Here is a 17,500-nt window from a genome sequence, read left to right as displayed (position 1 = left end):
CTCCCAAAACGGGAGAGGGGCCGGGGGTGAGGGAATAACTAATATGAATCAATCTCGACGCAATACCCTCAAACTCCTCAGCACCGGCGCAGCTACCGGCCTGAGCGGACTGTTTACTGCCGATGTATCGGCGCAGGCGCAAAATCAGACGAAACCAGCCTACGCCAACGGTATGGCCCCCGTGCGCGTGAAGAGCGTGAAAGCCATCGCCACCGCCCCGCAAGGCTCCAACCTGATTGTGGTGAAAGTTGAAACCACCGAGCCGGGGCTTTATGGGCTGGGCTGCGCTACCTTCACGCAACGGGCCGTGGCAGTCGTAACGGCTATCAACACCTACCTCAACGAGTTCTGCGTGGGTCGCGACGTCGATAATATCGAAGATATGTGGCAGGCGGCTTATGTCAGTTCGTACTGGCGCAACGGTCCGGTGCTGAACAATGCACTCAGCGGTTTGGACGAAGCCTTATGGGACATTAAGGGAAAACGCGCCGGTATGCCCGTTTACAAACTGCTGGGTGGCAAAGCCCGGTTTGCCGTGCCCTGCTACAGTCACGCAGGCGGCACCACGCCCGAAGCTGTAGCCGACGACGTACAGCGGCTGATGGGGCTGGGCTTCAAGTACATTCGTATTCAGCAGGGCGGCTACGGGGCAGTGGGTGCGCTGAATCAGAAACCCGATTTCAAGGAAGCGGGCTTCGGCATGGAAACCGACCAGTACATGAACGAGCGCGTGTACCTGAAATCAGTGCCCGCCATGTTCGAGGTGGTGCGCAAACGCTGTGGCGACGAAATTGAACTGTTGCACGATATTCACGAGCGGGTGCAGCCGATGGACGCCATCAACATGATTAAGGCCGTGGAGCAATACCGCCCGTTTTTTATCGAAGACCCGTTTTCGCCCGAAAACATGGAATGGTTCCGGCAACTGCGGCAATCGACCACCGTGCCGATTGCTATGGGTGAGTTGTTCAACAACATCAACGAATTCAAGGAGCCGATGGTAAACCGTATGTTCGACTTCATCCGTTGCCACGTATCGCAGATTGGTGGCATCACGCCCGCCATGAAAGTGGCGCGGTTGGGCGAGTGGTTCAACGTCCGAACGGCCTGGCACGGCCCCGGCGATGTCTCGCCCGTTGGTCACGCGGCCCACGCGCACATCGATCTGGCCGTCTGGAACTTCGGTATTCAGGAGGCCGTAAATTTTTCAGACAAGATGAAAGCTGTTTTTTCGGGTTGCCCAACTATGAAAAACGGCTATATGTCGGTCAACGAAGTACCGGGATTAGGTGTGGACATCGATGAGAAAGAAGCGGCCAAATACCCCATCACCACCAAGTCGAACTGGCAGGTACGGAAAGCCGATGGTACCATTATCAGACCTTGAGTTTACCCCACCCCCTGCCCCTCCCCGTTAGGGAGGGGTGAAATGACAAGACCTAAGCCCAGGTTGAAAGCTTACTGAGTGAACTCTAAAACCACTGATCCTGCTACTTACCCCTCCCTAACGGCGGTGCGCCGTTGCGCGAGGGGCAGGGGTGGGGTAAATCCATGAAAACAAATCTCTCCCGGCGCAACGCCATTCAATCGGTACTCGGTCTGGCCGGTACAAGCTTCTTTCTGCCCGAAACGTCGTATGCCGAAAAGCCCGAACCGTTTCGCGATTATGGCAACGTGAAAATTACCCGGCTCGAAACGTTTCTGGTGAAACCGCGCTGGATTTTTCTGAAAATTCATACCGATGCAGGCATCGTAGGTTTGGGCGAACCGCTGCTTGAGGGGCGGGCATTGACCATTCAAACGGCTATCAAAGAAGTGGAACCGTACCTGATCGGGAAAGACCCGCGTCGGGTGGTGCATCACTGGCAGGCCATTTACCGGCACGCCTTCTACCGGGGCGGGCCAATTCTGACGAGTGCGCTCAGCGGCATCGATCAGGCTTTGTGGGACATTAAAGGCAAACTGCTCAACGTGCCGATTTATGAACTGCTCGGTGGTCCCACCCGCGACCGGGTGCGCGTGTATGGCCGGGCTGCCAACGCCGACGACATGAAGAAGCGGGTGCAGGAGGGTTTCACGGTCATTAAAACGGGCGTGGCGAAGAAAAATCCGGCCAACATTGTCGAGAATCCGCGATTTGTGAAATACGCTATCGATAATTTTGCGTCGCTGCGCGATGCCGGTGGGCCAGACATGGACATCGCCATCGATTTCCACGGAGCCATTTCGCCCCAGTTGGCGAAGGTGCTCATCAAAGAATTAGAGCCGTATCAGCCCATGTTCGTGGAAGAACCCTGCCAGGCACAGAATGTGGACGTGATGGCCGACATTGCGCGGGGTACGCACCTGCCCATTGCTACCGGTGAGCGGATTTTTACCAAGTGGGGCTTTCGGGAGATTCTCGAAAAAGGTGCGGCCAGTATTCTGCAACCTGATTTGTGCCACGCCGGAGGCATCACCGAGGGGCGGCTGATTGCGGGCATGGCCGAAGCCTATTACGCGCCCATTGCCCCGCACAATCCGATGGGGCCAATTTCGCTGGCAACGGGTTTGCAATTGGCGGCATCTGTCCCCAACTTTCTGGTGCAGGAACAGGTGACGCTCGGGGAAGGCTACCTCAAAAATCCGTTCAAACTGCAAAAAGATGGCACCGTGCTGATTCCGACAAAGCCGGGATTAGGCATCGAACTCGACGACGATCAGATGAAAGATAAAATTGGTCACGACTGGAAAAACCCCGAAACCTACAACGCCCTCGATGGTTCGGTAGTAGACTGGTGAGGAACGAAAAAAGTTATGACACAGAGATTCACAGAGAAAAAAGAGATTCACGGAGGTCTCAGGGTATCTCCTTTTACTCCGCGAATCTCTGTGTCATAACCCTTCTGTTTCACAACCCTTTATTATGAAAATACACCTTCTTTCGGCAGGGCTGCTGCTGTACCTGAACTACGCCACCGAACCGCCACAGGCCACCATTTCCAACGGGCGCGTAACGGCTGCGCTTTACCTGCCCGACGTGCAGAATGGCTACTACCGGGGCGTTCGCTTCGACTGGTCGGGCGCGTTCAAAAGTCTCGACTATGCCGGGCATCGGTTTGTCGATGTGTGGTTCGATGCCAGCAACCCGCGCAAACACGACGCCATCAACGGCCCGGTTGAGGAGTTTACACCATTGGGTTACGACGACGCCAAACCCGGTGAAACGTTCGTGAAAATTGGTGTAGGTGTGCTGCGTAAACCCGACGAAAAAGCGTATTCGTTTGCCACGGATTATGCTCTTGCCGATCCGGGTCGGTGGACCGTTGACAGGCACAAAGACCGCGTCATGTTCCGCCACGACCTGACCGACTCAACGGGCTATGCCTATCAGTACACGAAAACCGTTGGCTTATCCGAAAACAAACCTGAACTGGTATTGACGCACCGGCTTAAAAACACAGGTCAGAAACCCATTGAAACGAGCGTGTATAACCATAATTTCTTCGTAATCGACAACCAACCAACGGGGCCGGGCATAGAAATCCGGTTTCCATTTCCCGTAAAAGCCGAAGGTAAAGGGTTTGGAAGTATCATCAATGCCGACGGTAATCGATTAGTTTACAGTCGTGAACTGGCAAACGATGAATTTGTCTACAGCGCAGGTTTACAGGGATTTCGACCAACAGCGGCTGACTACGACATTCGTATCGAAAACCGAAAAACCGGGGCCGGTGTGCGGGCTACTGCCGATCAGCCAATGGAAAAACTCGTGTTCTGGGCCTGCTCAACCACGTCATGTCCAGAACCCTACATCAAACTGCGGGCCGCACCGGGGCAGGAGATTAGCTGGACCATACGGTATGAATTGTATAAGTAAAATCACCCCCCGCCTGAAGGGTGTCTAAAAACTCCTCAATGAAATCGACTATTTTTCTGCTCCTCATCGCTATTCTGCTCAGCCTTGTGGGCTTGCAGTTGCCCGGTCATCTACCGCACGACGAGCCGGTGGGCGATGCCGACTGGCCGAAGTATGGCGGCAACGCAGCCGGGAATCGGTATTCGCCATTAACGCAGATCAACGCGGGTAACGTGGCGAAACTGCGCGTGGCCTGGACGTTCGACACGGGCGAAAACAGCAATCCCGCTGAGCCGGGCCTGGAGATTCAATGCCAGCCGATTATGGTTGGGGGCGTTTTGTATGGCACCACGCCCCGGCTGAAACTCTTCGCCGTAGATGCCGCTACAGGACGCGAACGCTGGCGATTTGACCCCTTTGCCGACCCCGCCAAGCCGCCCCGTTTTCATCCGATTCGGGGGGTAGTTTATTGGGAAGACGGAGCCGATAAGCGCGTTCTGTACTCGGTGGGTTCGTCGCTGTACGCCATCGACGCGCAAACGGGCCGACTTATCGACAGTTTCGGACAGAACGGGACTGTTGATTTACACGAGGGGCTGGGGTCGCGCGAGACCATCGGCCATGACGTGGCTGAATACGCCGTTCGATCAACGACGCCGGGCGTGATTTATCGCGATTTGCTGATTATGGGGTCGAGCGTGTCAGAGGGGGGCGATGCGCTGCCGGGCTACATTCGGGCGTTCAACGTGCGCACGGGCCGGTTGGTCTGGACGTTTCACACCATCCCGCTCCCCGGCGAATACGGCTACGAAACCTGGTCGAAGGATTCGTACCGGAAACTGGGCGGAGCCAACTGCTGGGCGGGCATGGTAGTCGATGAGAAACGGGGCGTAGTCTACGCCGGAACGGGGTCGCCCTCGGTCGATTTTTACGGCGGAGCACGCAAGGGGCAGAACCTGTTTGCCAACTGCGTACTGGCCTTAGACGCCCAAATGGGAAAGCGATTGTGGCATTTTCAGACCGTGCATCACGACCTCTGGGACCGCGATTTGCCCTGCCCGCCAAACCTGCTGACCGTCACGCACAACGGTCGCCGGATTGATGCCGTAGCACAGGCTACGAAAGATGGTTACGTGTTTGTGTTTGATCGGGATACGGGCAAGCCGCTGTTTCCGGTTCGGGAAATACCCGTGGCAACTTCGCCCGCCCTGCCCGGCGAACAGCCGTGGCCCACGCAGCCCGTGCCGACAAAACCCGCGCCCTTTGCCCGTCAGGAGTTGAACGAAGCGGTTCTTACTGACCGGACACCCGAAGCGCGGGCCTATGCCTTAGAACGGTTTCGCAATAGCCGACGTGCCGGTACGCACCCACCTCCCAGCGAAGAAGGTTCACTGATTTACGCCGTTGGGGGCGGTGCCGAATGGGGCGGTACGGCTGCCGACCCCGATGGTATTTTTTATGTGAACAGCAACAACATGCTCTGGTGGCTGAAGATGCGCGACAGCCGGATGCAGGCCAGCGGCATAGCTAAGACGCGGGGTGCGAATTTGTTCAATACCAACTGTTCGGTCTGTCACGATATTAGCGGTCGCCAGGCTAAGGAATCGAAAGCAACACAGGCATATCCTGACCTGAGCAACGTGGGCAAACGGCTGAATGCCAGTCAGATTCAGCAATTACTGGCAAATGGCCGGGGCCGAATGCCTTCGTTTCAGCACCTCGCACAGAAAGACCGGGATGCCCTTGTCGATTTTCTGCTCAAACTACCCGGTGCGGCTCCGGCAACGGCATCGAACGACATACACCAGTCGGCAGAGGTGGCTCCGGCAACGGCTGCTAACGACTTCCCGTACCTGCCGCCATACCTGAACAACGGCTACACCCAGTTTCGCGATCCCGATGGCTACCCGGCTATCAAACCACCCTGGGGAACGCTCAATGCCATTGACCTCAACACGGGCGAATACGTCTGGCAGGTGCCGCTGGGCGAATACCCTGAACTAACAAAGCAGGGCGTTCCGCCCACTGGCACCGAAAACCACGGCGGGCCGCTCGTAACGGCAGGTGGGCTGGTGTTCATTGCCGCCACCTACGACGAAAAATTGCGGGCGTTCGACCGGCGAACCGGGAAGGTTGTGTGGGAATATAAACTACCCGCTGGTGGTTTTGCGACGCCTATAACGTACCGACTCGGCAACCGGCAATACATTGTACTGGCCGCTGGAGGAACCCGCCAGAACCTGAAACCGGGTGGTTCGTACCTGGCTTTTGCTTTGCCGGATTGATTTAGGTAAACCCGTAACCAATACGCTGATGACAACTACTTTACTATGTTGCGATTGGGGTACTACGGCCTTTCGGCTGCGGTTAATGACCGTTGAAGACCAGCGATGCGTAGGTGAACTACGTACCCAGTCGGGTATTGCCCGAACGTTTAGCGACTGGAAAACAGACGGTCGCCCGAAGCGGGTGTCGCAGGAAGATTTTTTCCGGCATCGGCTGAAAACATACATCGGCCAGTTGGCGGTGCAGGTACAGCATAGTTTGGCCGGTACGCCCGTTCTGATCTCAGGCATGGCGTCGTCGTCGATTGGTATGACCGAGGTGCCGTATGCCGGTTTGCCGTTCGCCCTCGATGGCAGTCAGGCCAGCATCCGGTTCTTTGAATCGCAATCCGATTTTCCGCACGAATTGGGGTTGATTTCGGGCGTTGCCAGCTCGAACGACGTGATGCGGGGCGAAGAAACCCAACTTATCGGCGCGGTGTCGCTGCTGAGCTGGGCTGCTCAACCAGACAAATCGGTATTTATTTTTCCGGGTACACATGCCAAACATTTGTTCGTCGAAAACGAGCAGCTAACTCATTTCGAGACGTTTATGACCGGCGAACTGTTCGGGCTAATGGCAAAACACAGTATTCTGGCCGATTCGGTCGAGACCGCCGACCTGACGAGTTTGTCGGAAGCCGACGAAGCCGCTTTCCGGCAGGGTGTCCGGCAATCAATAACAAAACCTATGCTGGCGGCTCTGTTTACGGTTCGCACCAATGACCTGTTCGACCGACTGACCAAACGGCAAAACGCGCTGTATCTGAGCGGTTTGCTGATTGGGTCGGAATTGGGCCATCTGCTGCAAAAAACCGACTGGCCTATCAGGCTGTGCAGTAGCCCGAATTTGGCAACGGTCTATACGCTGGCAATCGATGAACTTAAGCTCACGCACCGTACTACGCTCGTACCGCCCGACTTGATTGACCGCGCTGCTCCGGCGGGACAATTACAGGTTTATCAGCAAAAGCGCGAAAAACAACCCATTTGATGCCACTCACTACGTTTTCTTCAGACTTATTCGCCCGCGCCCCCATTGTTGGCATTATTCGGCACCTCCGCCCCGACGAGGTTGCGGCTATTCTGCCTGTTTATGTCGAAAGCGGTCTGACTACTCTCGAAATCACCATGAATACCCCCGGTGCGGATGAGCTGATTCATGACGCGCTGGCCGAATATGCCGGGCGGTTGAACATTGGCGCGGGCACTGTCAGAACGCTGGCCGACTTAGACAGTGCGCTAACTGCCGGAGCGCAGTTCATTGTTACGCCAACCGTAGACGAGGCCGTCATTCGTCAGTGCTTTGATCGGGGAGTTCCAATCTTTCCGGGCGCGTTTACCCCAACCGAAATACAACGGGCCTGGACGCTGGGAGCCACGATGGTAAAAGTTTATCCGGCGGGCGTTCTCGGCCCCACCTATATTCGCGATGTAAAGGCACCCCTCGATGATGTCAAACTACTTCCCACGGGCGGTATCGGTCTCGACAACGTAGCGGCATTCATGCAGGCCGGGGCCGATGGTGTGGGAATGGGCAGTCAGTTGTTCGACAAAACGCTGATTCGGGCAAAGGACTGGGCCGGGCTGCGGATGCATTTTAGTGCTGTTTGTCAGGTTGTTACACAGAGATTCACGGAGTGAGAAGAGCCTCACAGAGACCTCTGTGTATCTCTATCCACTCTGTGAATCTCTGTGTAACAACTCTATTCGCTCATAACCCACAACATCGTGAAGCCAACCACTCATTACCGCTGGTTTATTATCTTTCTGGTTTTCATTGCCACCACTATCAATTACCTCGACCGGCAGGTTATCGGATTCCTGAAGCCAATTCTGGAAAAAGAATTTAACTGGTCGGAGACCGACTTCGCCCGTATCGTGATGGCATTTACGGCGGCCTATGCTGTGGGCCTGCTGGTGTCGGGCTGGTTTATCGACCGGGTAGGAACAAAGGTTGGCTACGCCGTTACGATTGTAATCTGGAGCCTGGCGGGTATGGCCCACGCGCTGGCTCGTTCAGCGTTTGGCTTTGGCCTGGCGCGGGTGGGGCTGGGGCTGGGCGAAGCGGGCAACTACCCGGCAGCCATGAAAACCGTGGCCGAGTGGTTTCCTAAAAAAGAACGCGGCCTGGCAACGGGCCTCTTCAACGCTGGCACCAGCATCGGCGTGGTGGTGGCGGTATTGCTGGTGCCGCTGCTGCTGCGCTCATACGGCTGGCCAGAAGTGTTCTGGATTACGGGCGCATTAGGCTTTGTCTGGCTGATTGCCTGGCTGATTTTCTATGATACGCCGATTCGGCAACGGCGATTGTCGGCCACCGAACGCGAGTACATTCTGGCCGGGCAGGAGGGAGCCGACGACACCGCTACGCCGTCGGTGCGCTGGACGCAGTTGTTTGCTTCCCGGCAAACGTGGGTGCTGATTGTGGGCAAGGGCCTGATCGACCCTATTTACTGGTTTTTTCTGTTCTGGCTCCCGTCGTATTTCTCGGCCATGTTCGCCCTCGACCTGAAAAAACCGAGTTGGGAACTGATGATTATTTACACCGCCACCACCGTTGGCAGCATTGCGGGCGGCTACTTTTCATCGCGGCTCATCAAGCGCGGCTGGCCTACGCTGAAAGCCCGCAAAACCGCTCTGCTCGTATTTGCCGTTCTCGAATTATCGGTGATTTTGTTGCAGTTTGCCACCAACGTCTGGGTAGCGGTGGGACTGCTGAGTTTGGCCGTAGCAGTGCATCAGGCATGGGCTACCAACGTCTTTACGCTGGGGTCCGATCTGTTCCCGAAAGAGATCGTCAGTTCGGCGGTGGGCATTGGCGGCATGGCCGGAGCCGTGGGCGGCATCCTGTTTCCGATGCTGGTAGGCAGTTTGTTAGACAGCTACAAAGCCGCCGACAACCTGTCGGGCGGCTACAACGTACTGTTCACCATCTGCGGCTGCACATACCTGGTCGCATGGGCAATTATCCACCGACTGACGCGCTGAATTATTGAATGGTTGAGTGATTGAATGATTGAATGGGTTGGCTGAGGTAATGGCCCTCATTCAATCATTCAATCACTCAACCATTCAATCACTCCATCATTCAACCTCTCAAACGTAGGCGATACAATCCATCTCCACGAGCGAACTGCCGGGTACACCGCCGTAGACGGCCACGGTGGTGCGAACGGGCGGTTTGCTGCCGAATCGACCTTTGTAGACTTCGTTCATGGCCTTATAATCGTTCAGGTCGTGCAGATACACGTTTACTTTCAGCACTTTTTCCATCGACGAACCGGCTTTGATCAGTTCTTTTTCGAGTTCTTTCAGCACTTCGTCGGTATGTACCCGAATGTCGCCTTCTTTGTGGTAGCCTTTGCCAGCCACGAACACGAAGTTGCCCATTTTGGTAGAGCCGGAGAACAGCGGTACGTCATCGAGGGTTTCAACGTTGAAGACTTCTTTGCGGGCGGCTGGCTCGGCCATGACGCTGGCGGTGGCTCCGAGGCCAACAACACCGGCCACGGACGAGAAAAGGCGTTTGAGCAGCGAACGACGTTCTGTTTTCATGAAAATTGGTTTGATTTAATTATTACCCATTGGGCTAACGATTCCGTTGAGGTCGTAAACGATTTTGCCGCCTTTGATGGTCATTTCGCATTCAAATTTCTGCTTCCCTTTTACCTTGTAGCCGGTTTTGTCGTAGAAGCCGAAATTGCCCTCCCGCATACTCAAAATGGCTACGTCGGCAATGGCTCCCACCGACAGATGGCCCAGGTTTTCGCGTTTGATTACCTGCGCGGGCGTCCACGTACTGGCCCGGATCACACCCGGCACGTCCTGCCCCATTACTACGAATTTCGACATAATGCTCAGGATGTCTTTCATCGAGCCGTTCATACTGCCCGTATGCAGGTCGGTGCTGATGGTGGTGGGGTAAAACTTGCTTTTGATGGCTGGAATGGCTTGCGAAAAGTTGAAACTGGCCCCGCCATACCCCACGTCGAACACAATGCCGCGTTTGCGGGCTTCCCACACAAACGGCTTCACGGTGCCGGTTTCTTCGTCTACAATGGTTTCGCGCACGTTGCCGGGCAGCAGCGTGTAGGCATGGGTGTAAATGTCGCCGGGGCGCAGGTGTTTCAAAAACAGGTCTTCGAGCGGCAGGGGCGGATTACTACCGCCAAAATCGACCATCACCGGAATATTCGCCAGCGTACCCGCTTCCACGGCCCGGTCAACGGGTTTCCAGTTCGGTCCCTGAAAATGGGCAACCTTGAAACCCACCACGTCGTTCTTGTTTTCGAGCGCGACTTTGGCCGCCATCTTAGCATCCATGTCGGCGGTATCCTGCTCGAACACGCCCCCGCGCATCCCTTCGCCGACGATGTTCATCAGCGACAATACCCGCGTTTTTGCCGTAAGAATCACGTTTTCTTTAAACATTGGAAACGATTTCCAGCCCGCACCCCCCGCATCGACAATGGTGGTAACGCCTACCCGAAACGTGAACCCATCCGGCGACACCGCCGACAGGCCGTTGCTCAGGTAATGGTTGGCGGCTGTGCCATAAAATACGTGTCCGTGAATGTCGATCAGGCCGGGCGTAACGTACATGCCTTTGGCATCGACCACCTGTTTGGCGTCTTTGGCGTCGATGTCTTTTGCCACCCGCGCTATTTTGCCATCAGCGATGGCAATGTCCATGAGCGCATCGATGTTATTTTTTGGGTCGATAAGTCGTCCGCCCTTGATGAGCAGCGTATACGGTTGCGCCAGTACGGAACTGGTAAACAGGCAGAAGAAAAGGAGGTATGCGTTTTTCATACGGGGTGAGGTGTCAGACCGATGCTTTGGTGAGTTCTTCTTTGAGACGGGTTGCTACAATTTTGTCTTCGCCGGGTTTGAGCATCCACGCGGTCATGTTGATGCCGTTGGTATCGTTCACCACAATTTCGATGGATGGGTTGCCGTTGCGAAGCCCTTCCTGCAAGGCTTTGGCCGTGAGGTTCACCCGCGCCGGGTCCCAGCCGATGCGCAGGGTGGGCGTATGGTTGCCAAGTTCGGGCGCGAAGGTTTCGACCGTTACGCCCTTCACGCTCCGGGCGGCATTGGCAATGGTGGCGGCTCGTTCCTCAAGCATTTTCCAGTCTTTGTCTTGGTCGCGGGCGATGAATTTTTCAACGGCTACGTACATGCCCAGCACCTCTTCTTTGTTCACCTTCATGCCGCGCCCGATGGTGGAGCCACGCGGGGGCATACTGAGCCGGGCGGCTGCAATCAGGTCTTTTTTGCCCATCAGCAACCCCGCACTCTGCGGCCCGCGCATGGCCTTCCCACCCGATACGCACACCAGATCGAAGCCCATATCGTTGAATTTCCAGAGATTTTCGACCGGCGGTACGTCGGCAGCAATGTCGATCATGGTCGGAATTTTATGTTTTTTTCCCAACGCCACCCACTGCTCGTGCATGATTTTGCCCTTGTCGGCCTGGATGTTGAGAAACCACAGCATGGCCGTTTTTTCGTTGATGGCCCGCTCCACGTCCTCGATGGTTTCGACCTGCACGATTTTACAGCCCGTATTGGTCAGCGCGTGCGAGTAACCAACGCTATGCCCTTTCTGCGCAATCACTTCCGACTTCATGCCGGAGCCTTCCAGGTGCGGTAGTAGCTCCACTTTTTTCTGATCCATCCCCGTCAGCACACCCGCCAGGCCGAGCGTCATGGCCGAGAAGCAGCCCGCCGTGACCACCGCCGATTCGGCATGAGTGAGCGCGGCAATTTTTTCGCCCACTTTGGTTTGCACGTCATCGAGCATCATGAACTCTTTCGAGGAGGCCAGAATAGTATTCACTACGTCGTCGTCCATGAGCGAGCCGGTCATGGCGGTGTAGGTGCCTGCCGCGTTGATAAACGTGCGGATTCCCAATTCCTTGACGAGGTTGCGGGGGGCGGCTGTGGGCGCGGCTAATGCAGTTGTCAGCGGGGCCGCGCTGCCGAACAGGCCACCCATCACGGGCAGCGTTGATAACTGTTTGAGTATTTTACGTCGGCTAAGCATATCAGAAATAAATGTTGGGGGTCAGTGACTTAACTAGCATAATAAGCATCCGGGCGTATCGGGCCTACTTATCCCACCACACTACACTCGACAGCGTGTTGGTGCCGCCCTGCCGGGTGCGGGCTTCGATGAAGTTCGTTTTGTTGTACGTCTCCTCCGAATCGGGAATTACGAAGCGGGTCGGGATTTTGCCGCCGGTGAGGTTGCCGGGGTAGTTGGTGGGTGTCAGTACAGGGTAGCCGGTGCGTCGCCAGTTGGCAAAAATTTCGTATTCGTCCTGCAAAAACAGCGACACCCATTTCTGCGTCTGAATCTGCTCCATCTGCTGCGCCACCGTACCCGCCGTTCTGTACGGATTGGCGGTCAGATAGGCATTGATTTTGGCGTCTGAGATTACCCCGCCCGTGCCAAACAACGCCCATTGCCGCATACCCGCCCGAACTGCATTGGCGTAGGTCACGGCGGCTGTGCTGCCCGCATACCAACCCCGAACGGCAGCCTCGGCCAGCAACAGGTTTGTTTCGGCATTGCCCAGCACCAGCAAAGGCGCACTGTAGCGGAGCAGCGTGTTTGGATTCGGCTCCGAGAATGTATTGAAGTTAGCGGGCAGACTATTGAAGGCCGCGTTGGGCATGCCGCTTTGCAGCGCGGTGGTGGTGTCGGCGGTAAATGTCTTACCGTCGGTGCTGGTCCACACAATCGACCATACGTTCAGGCGCGGGTCGCGGGTGGTTTTCAGATAGTCGATGAGCGTTTTGGCAAACTTGCCGCCTTCTACGTTATCGCCACCGGGCGTGATGTAGTCGGTGCTGAGCAGGCCATTGGCAATAAAATTCCGGCTTGCCACCTGCGAACCGTCTACGTAGGCAATAACAGCCCGGTCGGCATCGTCCAGAATTACGCCCCCGGTAATGGCTTTCTGCACCCACGTTTGGGCCAGTGTCGGGTCAGCCTGAGTCAGGCGCATGCCCAGCCGAAGCATGAGCGAGTAGCCGAATTTTTTCCATTTTGTCACGTCGCCGTTAAACATCAGATCGGCGTTGCCAAACGTCGGCTTGGTGGCGTCGAAGGCAGCAATCGATTCGTCTAACTCTTTCAGCAAATCGGCGTAGATGGCCTGTTGCGTATCATATTTGGGCGCGTAGTTCTTGTCGGACAGGGCTTTCCCGGCGTCGAAGTAGGGAATGTCGCCGTAGAGGTCGGTCAGGCGGTGGAAGATGTAGGCTTTCCAGATACGGGCCGCCGAGAGTTTGTTCACGTCAGCGGGGCTGGTTTTCACGGCATCGATGACCTGCCGAATCGAAATCACCGCTCCCTGCCCGGCCCCTGTGCCGGCGTAGGCGTTCCAGCTACCGGTGGAGTAGCTGAAATTGAAGTACTTATCGCCCGCAGCCGGCACTTCCTTGTAGGTGGCAAAGTGCTGCATCGACTGCCCGATGGTCAGATAGGCCGCGCCAACAAAATTGGTGCTGACGCCATCGAGCTGGGCGCGGGTGAAGAGGTAGCCGGGAACGACTTCGGCGAATTTGTTGGGGTCAACGTTCATTTCCTCGAAGCCTTTGTCGCACGAAGACTGGCTGAGCAGCAGGGCCAAACCGAGTATATTGGGGAGAAACCGTTTCATGATGAGGTCGTTAAGTGGTTAAAACTTTACCATCAGATTCACACCGAGACTGCGCGTGCGCGGCACACCGAAGGCTTCCAAACCCTGCGCGTTGGTGCTGGTGTAGCCCGATTCGGGGTCGAAATACTGGTTCTTCTTGTCTTTGTACAGAATTGCCAGATTCCGGGCCACAAACGAGATTGATGCTCCCTGAAACTTCATCCGCCGAACGGCCACGGTGGGCAGGGTATAGCTTAGAATCACCTGCCGGAGTTTCACGAAATCGTTGTTAAACATGAACATGGCCGTATAATTCTTGTCGTTGTCGTAATACGTGTCCACGTCTTCTTTCTTCCAGAACTTGGTAAACGGGGCACCTTCGGGCGTTACGCCGTTTACGGTTACGCCCGTTTCACGACCGGGCAGGGTTTCCTGTGGCAGGCCGAACCGGTAGGCGTACTGGTACAGATTCGAGTACACGATGCTGCCGAATCGGCCATCGACCAGCACGTTGAGCGAAAAGTTTTTATACCGGAAATTATTGGTGATGCCCATCGAGAGCGGGGGCGTTCCCTGACCAATTTCCTGCAAATCGCCCCGCACGGCATAGCCGCTGGCGGTGTTGAAAACTACGTTGCCGCTGGCATCGGTCTTTTTGTTGTAGCCCCAGACGGTGCCGTAGGGACGCCCCAGCACGTTGCGGACAATGCCGCCCCCCACGCCCGTGCCAATGTCGATACCTGTAAGTCCGTCGGCCAGCCGCTCAATCGTGCTTCTGTTATAGGCCATGTTATAACTGACGTCCCAGACCAGACCGCCCCGGCTGATGGGGGTGCCGGTCAGCAGTAGTTCAACGCCTTTGTTGCTCAACTCGCCCACGTTGAGCAGGGCCGAGGTATAGCCCGACGATAGCGCAATGTTCGTCGTTACGATGTCGTCGGTGGTTTTGCGGTTGTAGAGCGTGAGGTCGATGCCCAGCCGGTTGTTGAAAAACCGGGCTTCAATACCGCCCTCATACGTAGTCGACGTCAGCGGCTTCAGGTCGGGGTTGGGCATCTGCGACGACGACAGCACCTGCACCGGACGCCCGTTGTGGCCGCCCTGCTGCATCGAATAATACTGGTAAATCTGGTAGGCATTTACCGTGGCTCCGCCCACCTGCGCCCACGACGCCCGCAGCTTGGCAAAACTGATGGCTTTGGGCATCTGGAACGCATCCGACAAAATCAGTGACCCACCCACCGAGGGATAGAAAATGCTGTTGCTCTTCGGATTCAGCACCGAGAACCAGTCCTGCCGCCCCGAAACGGTCAGGTAAGCCACGTTTTTATAACCCACGTCGACCGACCCGAATACCGAGTTGATCGCACTTTTCAGATACGTCGGTGTGGTGGTCAACGCTGCGAGGTTGGTGTAGCTGTAGAAAAAAGGGATGGTAAACTCGCTGCCCGCAATCTGCGTCTGATCGTAGATAGCCTGTTGCGCGTTGGCACCCAGCAGAGCCGAGAAGGTCAGGTTCTTGATCAGGCGGGTGTTGTTGTAGTTCAGCGTTACCATGCCGTTGGTTTCCGACGAGCTTACCTTGCGGGCGTCGTAGGTGCCCAGCGGCTGAAATGCATTGCCTGTTGGCTGAACGTATTCCGACTGGAAGCTATAAAAATCCTGGCTCACGCTGCCTTTCACGTAGAGGTTATCAAGAATATCGTACCGGATACTACCCTGGCTGATGAACCGGTTTTTTACGTCGTCGTTCTTGAACTTATTAATCACGAAATAAGGATTCGGTGCTGCCGGAACGGGGTTCCATTCGGTCTCGCGGCCCGTTGCCGGATCGTAGCCCGGTGCCAGCGTGCGAATGTCTACCGTGTTGGCAACTAAGTAGGTAGCCCAGTGCGGATTCATGTCGGCGTAGCCCACTTTGGGGCGGTTGATGCCCTGCTCCCAGTTGTACTGAAACACCGTTTCGATGCTTAGTTTTTTGCCCAGAAAGGCGTTCAGGTTCAGGTTGGCGATGCGCCGGGTAAACGACGAATTTGGCACGATACTACCCGACTGCGAGTTGTTCAGACCGAGCCGGAAGTTAACCGTTTCGTTGCCGCCCGTAAACGCAATGGAGTTGATGTAGTTGGTGCCGGTGCGGTAAAAGTGCTTCAGATTGTCGCGTTGGGGCGAGTAGGGGCGCAGTTGCCCGTCGACCTGAATGGTTGGCTGACCGTCCATGCGGGCACCATACGAGAGCCGACCCGTGCTTTTGGCTTCGGTGACGGTGGCAGGTTTGCGGCCATCGACGCCCTGCCCAAACTCGTACTGCCAGTTCGGAATCACGGCAATAGTCTCAAACGACGTGGTGCTGTTGAGTTCAATGCCAATCCCTTTCTGACCGCGCCCTTTTTTGGTGGTTATCAGAATCACGCCGTTGGAGGCCCGCGCTCCATAAAGGGCCGCTGCGGGGCCACCTTTCAGCACGCTGATGCTCTCGATGTCGTCGGGATTGATACCGCCGATACCATCGCCCCGGTCCACGTTCATGCCGTTGCCATCAGCCGTGGTGCCACCCCCCGGAATGCTATTGTCCATCGGCATACCGTTTATCACATACAGCGGCTGATTGTTACCGTTGAGCGAGCCGTTGCCCCGGATAATGATGCGACTCGAACCGCCGGGGCCGGTTGCCATGCCCGTCACCTGAACACCGGCAATTTTACCAGTCAGGGCGTTGGCTAAATTGTTTTCGCGGGCCTGTACAAACTCACTGCCTTTCACTTCCGACACCGCGTAGGCCAACGCTTTTTTCTCTTTTGAAATGCCCAATGCCGTAACAACGACTTCGTTGAGCGTGCTGGATTCGGGGAGCATTTTCACCGAAAGGTCAGTCTGATTGCCCAGTAGTACCTCCTGTCGCTGGTAGCCTACGAAGCTGAAAATCAGTGTGGCGTCGTTGTCGGGTGCGTCTAAAATAAAGCGGCCATCGGCACCAGTGGTAGTGCCACGCGTAGCGACCGCGCCGGTGGACTGGCCCGGCGTCGTTTCTTTCAGCACCACGCTCACGCCCGGCAGGCCATCGCCTTTTTCGTCGAGAACGATGCCTGTTACGCGCCGTTTTGGGGCTTCGGCAGGTGAAGGCGGATTGGTCGGGTTATGCGTTGGGCCGGGTTGTCGTTTCAGAATAATTTGTTGCTGAACCACCTCATACGACACCCGGTAGGGCGACAGCACTTTATCGAGCACTACCGAGAGCGGTTCGTTCTGAAACCGATAGCTGAGTTTCTGCCCCTCACCGAAAAGCTGCGGGTTATACATAAACTTCACCTTCGCGACGGCTTCGATTTTATCGAGTACTTTTTCGATGTCGGCGTTGGTCAGTTGGAGCGTCACTTTTTGCTCGAGCACCTGCTGCCCGGCAACGCCAGAAGCCTGGGCCAGCGTCAGGAGAGCCAGCGATAGCAAAATCTGGTGCAGGCAGGCCCGCACGATTTTCTGGCTGTAAGGTTGAGAAAGTAGTCGTCTTGACATAATTAGGGGGAGTTGTCGGCTGAAAAAATGGCACAAGAAAGTCCTGTTCCGCTTTTAGGCGGAGATTGTAGCGCGATACAAAAACGGGGATTGCAGGTCGAAGATGTTGACGCATCTTCGACGTTGTTGAGGGGTATTTAGCGTTGCATCATAGGCATCGTCTGGCTAAA

The 17,500-nt window shown here is 55.9% G+C and carries 12 protein-coding genes; 7 read left to right on the top strand and 5 right to left on the bottom strand.

What is annotated here, in order from left to right; translation table 11 throughout:
- The first annotated feature begins 43 nt into the window (after positions 1–43).
- The 7 genes from AWR27_RS11335 to AWR27_RS11305 all read left to right on the top strand — a co-directional run bounded on the left by AWR27_RS11335 (position 44) and on the right by AWR27_RS11305 (position 9,153).
- Complete coding sequence (locus AWR27_RS11335) at positions 44–1,387, top strand: enolase C-terminal domain-like protein (protein WP_077131278.1); 1,344 nt, start codon at positions 44–46, stop codon at positions 1,385–1,387.
- A 164-nt stretch (positions 1,388–1,551) separates the two neighbouring features.
- Complete coding sequence (dgoD, locus tag AWR27_RS11330) at positions 1,552–2,781, top strand: galactonate dehydratase (RefSeq protein WP_077131277.1); 1,230 nt, start codon at positions 1,552–1,554, stop codon at positions 2,779–2,781.
- 124 nt (positions 2,782–2,905) lie between these two features.
- On the top strand, positions 2,906–3,859 hold the full coding sequence (locus AWR27_RS11325; RefSeq protein ID WP_077131276.1) for a hypothetical protein: 954 nt from the start codon (positions 2,906–2,908) through the stop codon (positions 3,857–3,859).
- A gap of 38 nt (positions 3,860–3,897) precedes the next feature.
- The gene (locus AWR27_RS11320) at positions 3,898–6,123 is read left to right on the top strand and encodes an outer membrane protein assembly factor BamB family protein (protein ID WP_077131275.1); all 2,226 of its coding nucleotides are present in this window, start codon (positions 3,898–3,900) and stop codon (positions 6,121–6,123) included.
- A 28-nt stretch (positions 6,124–6,151) separates the two neighbouring features.
- Positions 6,152–7,156: a 2-dehydro-3-deoxygalactonokinase gene (locus AWR27_RS11315; protein ID WP_077133933.1), complete on the top strand. Its 1,005-nt coding sequence runs from the start codon at positions 6,152–6,154 to the stop codon at positions 7,154–7,156.
- Positions 7,156–7,806: a bifunctional 4-hydroxy-2-oxoglutarate aldolase/2-dehydro-3-deoxy-phosphogluconate aldolase gene (locus tag AWR27_RS11310; protein ID WP_077131274.1), complete on the top strand. Its 651-nt coding sequence runs from the start codon at positions 7,156–7,158 to the stop codon at positions 7,804–7,806. The genes AWR27_RS11315 and AWR27_RS11310 overlap by 1 nt, the downstream gene beginning before the upstream one ends.
- An 84-nt stretch (positions 7,807–7,890) precedes the next feature.
- Positions 7,891–9,153, top strand: coding sequence for an MFS transporter (locus AWR27_RS11305; protein WP_083732817.1), 1,263 nt, complete (start codon positions 7,891–7,893; stop codon positions 9,151–9,153).
- A 108-nt stretch (positions 9,154–9,261) separates the two neighbouring features.
- Here the strand turns inward: AWR27_RS11305 and AWR27_RS11300 are convergent, their stop codons facing one another.
- The 5 genes from AWR27_RS11300 to AWR27_RS11280 all read right to left on the bottom strand — a co-directional run bounded on the left by AWR27_RS11300 (position 9,262) and on the right by AWR27_RS11280 (position 17,330).
- Entirely contained in the window at positions 9,262–9,720 is a 459-nt protein-coding gene (locus AWR27_RS11300) for a RidA family protein (protein WP_077131272.1), read from the bottom strand.
- A 15-nt stretch (positions 9,721–9,735) separates the two neighbouring features.
- A complete protein-coding gene (locus AWR27_RS11295; RefSeq protein WP_077131271.1) occupies positions 9,736–10,977 on the bottom strand; it encodes an amidohydrolase/deacetylase family metallohydrolase in 1,242 nt (413 codons plus the stop codon).
- A gap of 13 nt (positions 10,978–10,990) precedes the next feature.
- Positions 10,991–12,214: a PLP-dependent transferase gene (locus AWR27_RS11290; RefSeq protein ID WP_077131270.1), complete on the bottom strand. Its 1,224-nt coding sequence runs from the start codon at positions 12,212–12,214 to the stop codon at positions 10,991–10,993.
- A 64-nt stretch (positions 12,215–12,278) separates the two neighbouring features.
- Positions 12,279–13,838, bottom strand: a complete 1,560-nt coding sequence (locus AWR27_RS11285; protein ID WP_077131269.1) for a SusD/RagB family nutrient-binding outer membrane lipoprotein — start codon at positions 13,836–13,838, stop codon at positions 12,279–12,281.
- Positions 13,839–13,856: 18 nt separating this feature from the next.
- On the bottom strand, positions 13,857–17,330 hold the full coding sequence (locus AWR27_RS11280; RefSeq protein WP_077131268.1) for a SusC/RagA family TonB-linked outer membrane protein: 3,474 nt from the start codon (positions 17,328–17,330) through the stop codon (positions 13,857–13,859).
- Positions 17,331–17,500 lie beyond the last annotated feature (170 nt).

It is taken from the genome of Spirosoma montaniterrae (assembly GCF_001988955.1).
Lineage (GTDB): Bacteria > Bacteroidota > Bacteroidia > Cytophagales > Spirosomataceae > Spirosoma > Spirosoma montaniterrae.
Note: the sequence above shows the minus strand (reverse complement) of the source record. Positions and strands in the feature narration are given on the sequence as shown.

Bases quoted from the DNA above. Each gene is read 5' to 3' on its own strand.
- AWR27_RS11335 (WP_077131278.1), top strand. From the start codon at position 44: ATGAATCAATCTCGACGCAATACCCTCAAACTCCTCAGCACCGGCGCA.
- dgoD (WP_077131277.1), top strand. From the start codon at position 1,552: ATGAAAACAAATCTCTCCCGGCGCAACGCCATTCAATCGGTACTCGGT.
- AWR27_RS11325 (WP_077131276.1), top strand. From the start codon at position 2,906: ATGAAAATACACCTTCTTTCGGCAGGGCTGCTGCTGTACCTGAACTAC.
- AWR27_RS11320 (WP_077131275.1), top strand. From the start codon at position 3,898: ATGAAATCGACTATTTTTCTGCTCCTCATCGCTATTCTGCTCAGCCTT.
- AWR27_RS11315 (WP_077133933.1), top strand. From the start codon at position 6,152: ATGACAACTACTTTACTATGTTGCGATTGGGGTACTACGGCCTTTCGG.
- AWR27_RS11310 (WP_077131274.1), top strand. From the start codon at position 7,156: ATGCCACTCACTACGTTTTCTTCAGACTTATTCGCCCGCGCCCCCATT.
- AWR27_RS11300 (WP_077131272.1), bottom strand. From the start codon at position 9,720: ATGAAAACAGAACGTCGTTCGCTGCTCAAACGCCTTTTCTCGTCCGTG.
- AWR27_RS11295 (WP_077131271.1), bottom strand. From the start codon at position 10,977: ATGAAAAACGCATACCTCCTTTTCTTCTGCCTGTTTACCAGTTCCGTA.
- AWR27_RS11290 (WP_077131270.1), bottom strand. From the start codon at position 12,214: ATGCTTAGCCGACGTAAAATACTCAAACAGTTATCAACGCTGCCCGTG.
- AWR27_RS11285 (WP_077131269.1), bottom strand. From the start codon at position 13,838: ATGAAACGGTTTCTCCCCAATATACTCGGTTTGGCCCTGCTGCTCAGC.
- AWR27_RS11280 (WP_077131268.1), bottom strand. From the start codon at position 17,330: ATGTCAAGACGACTACTTTCTCAACCTTACAGCCAGAAAATCGTGCGG.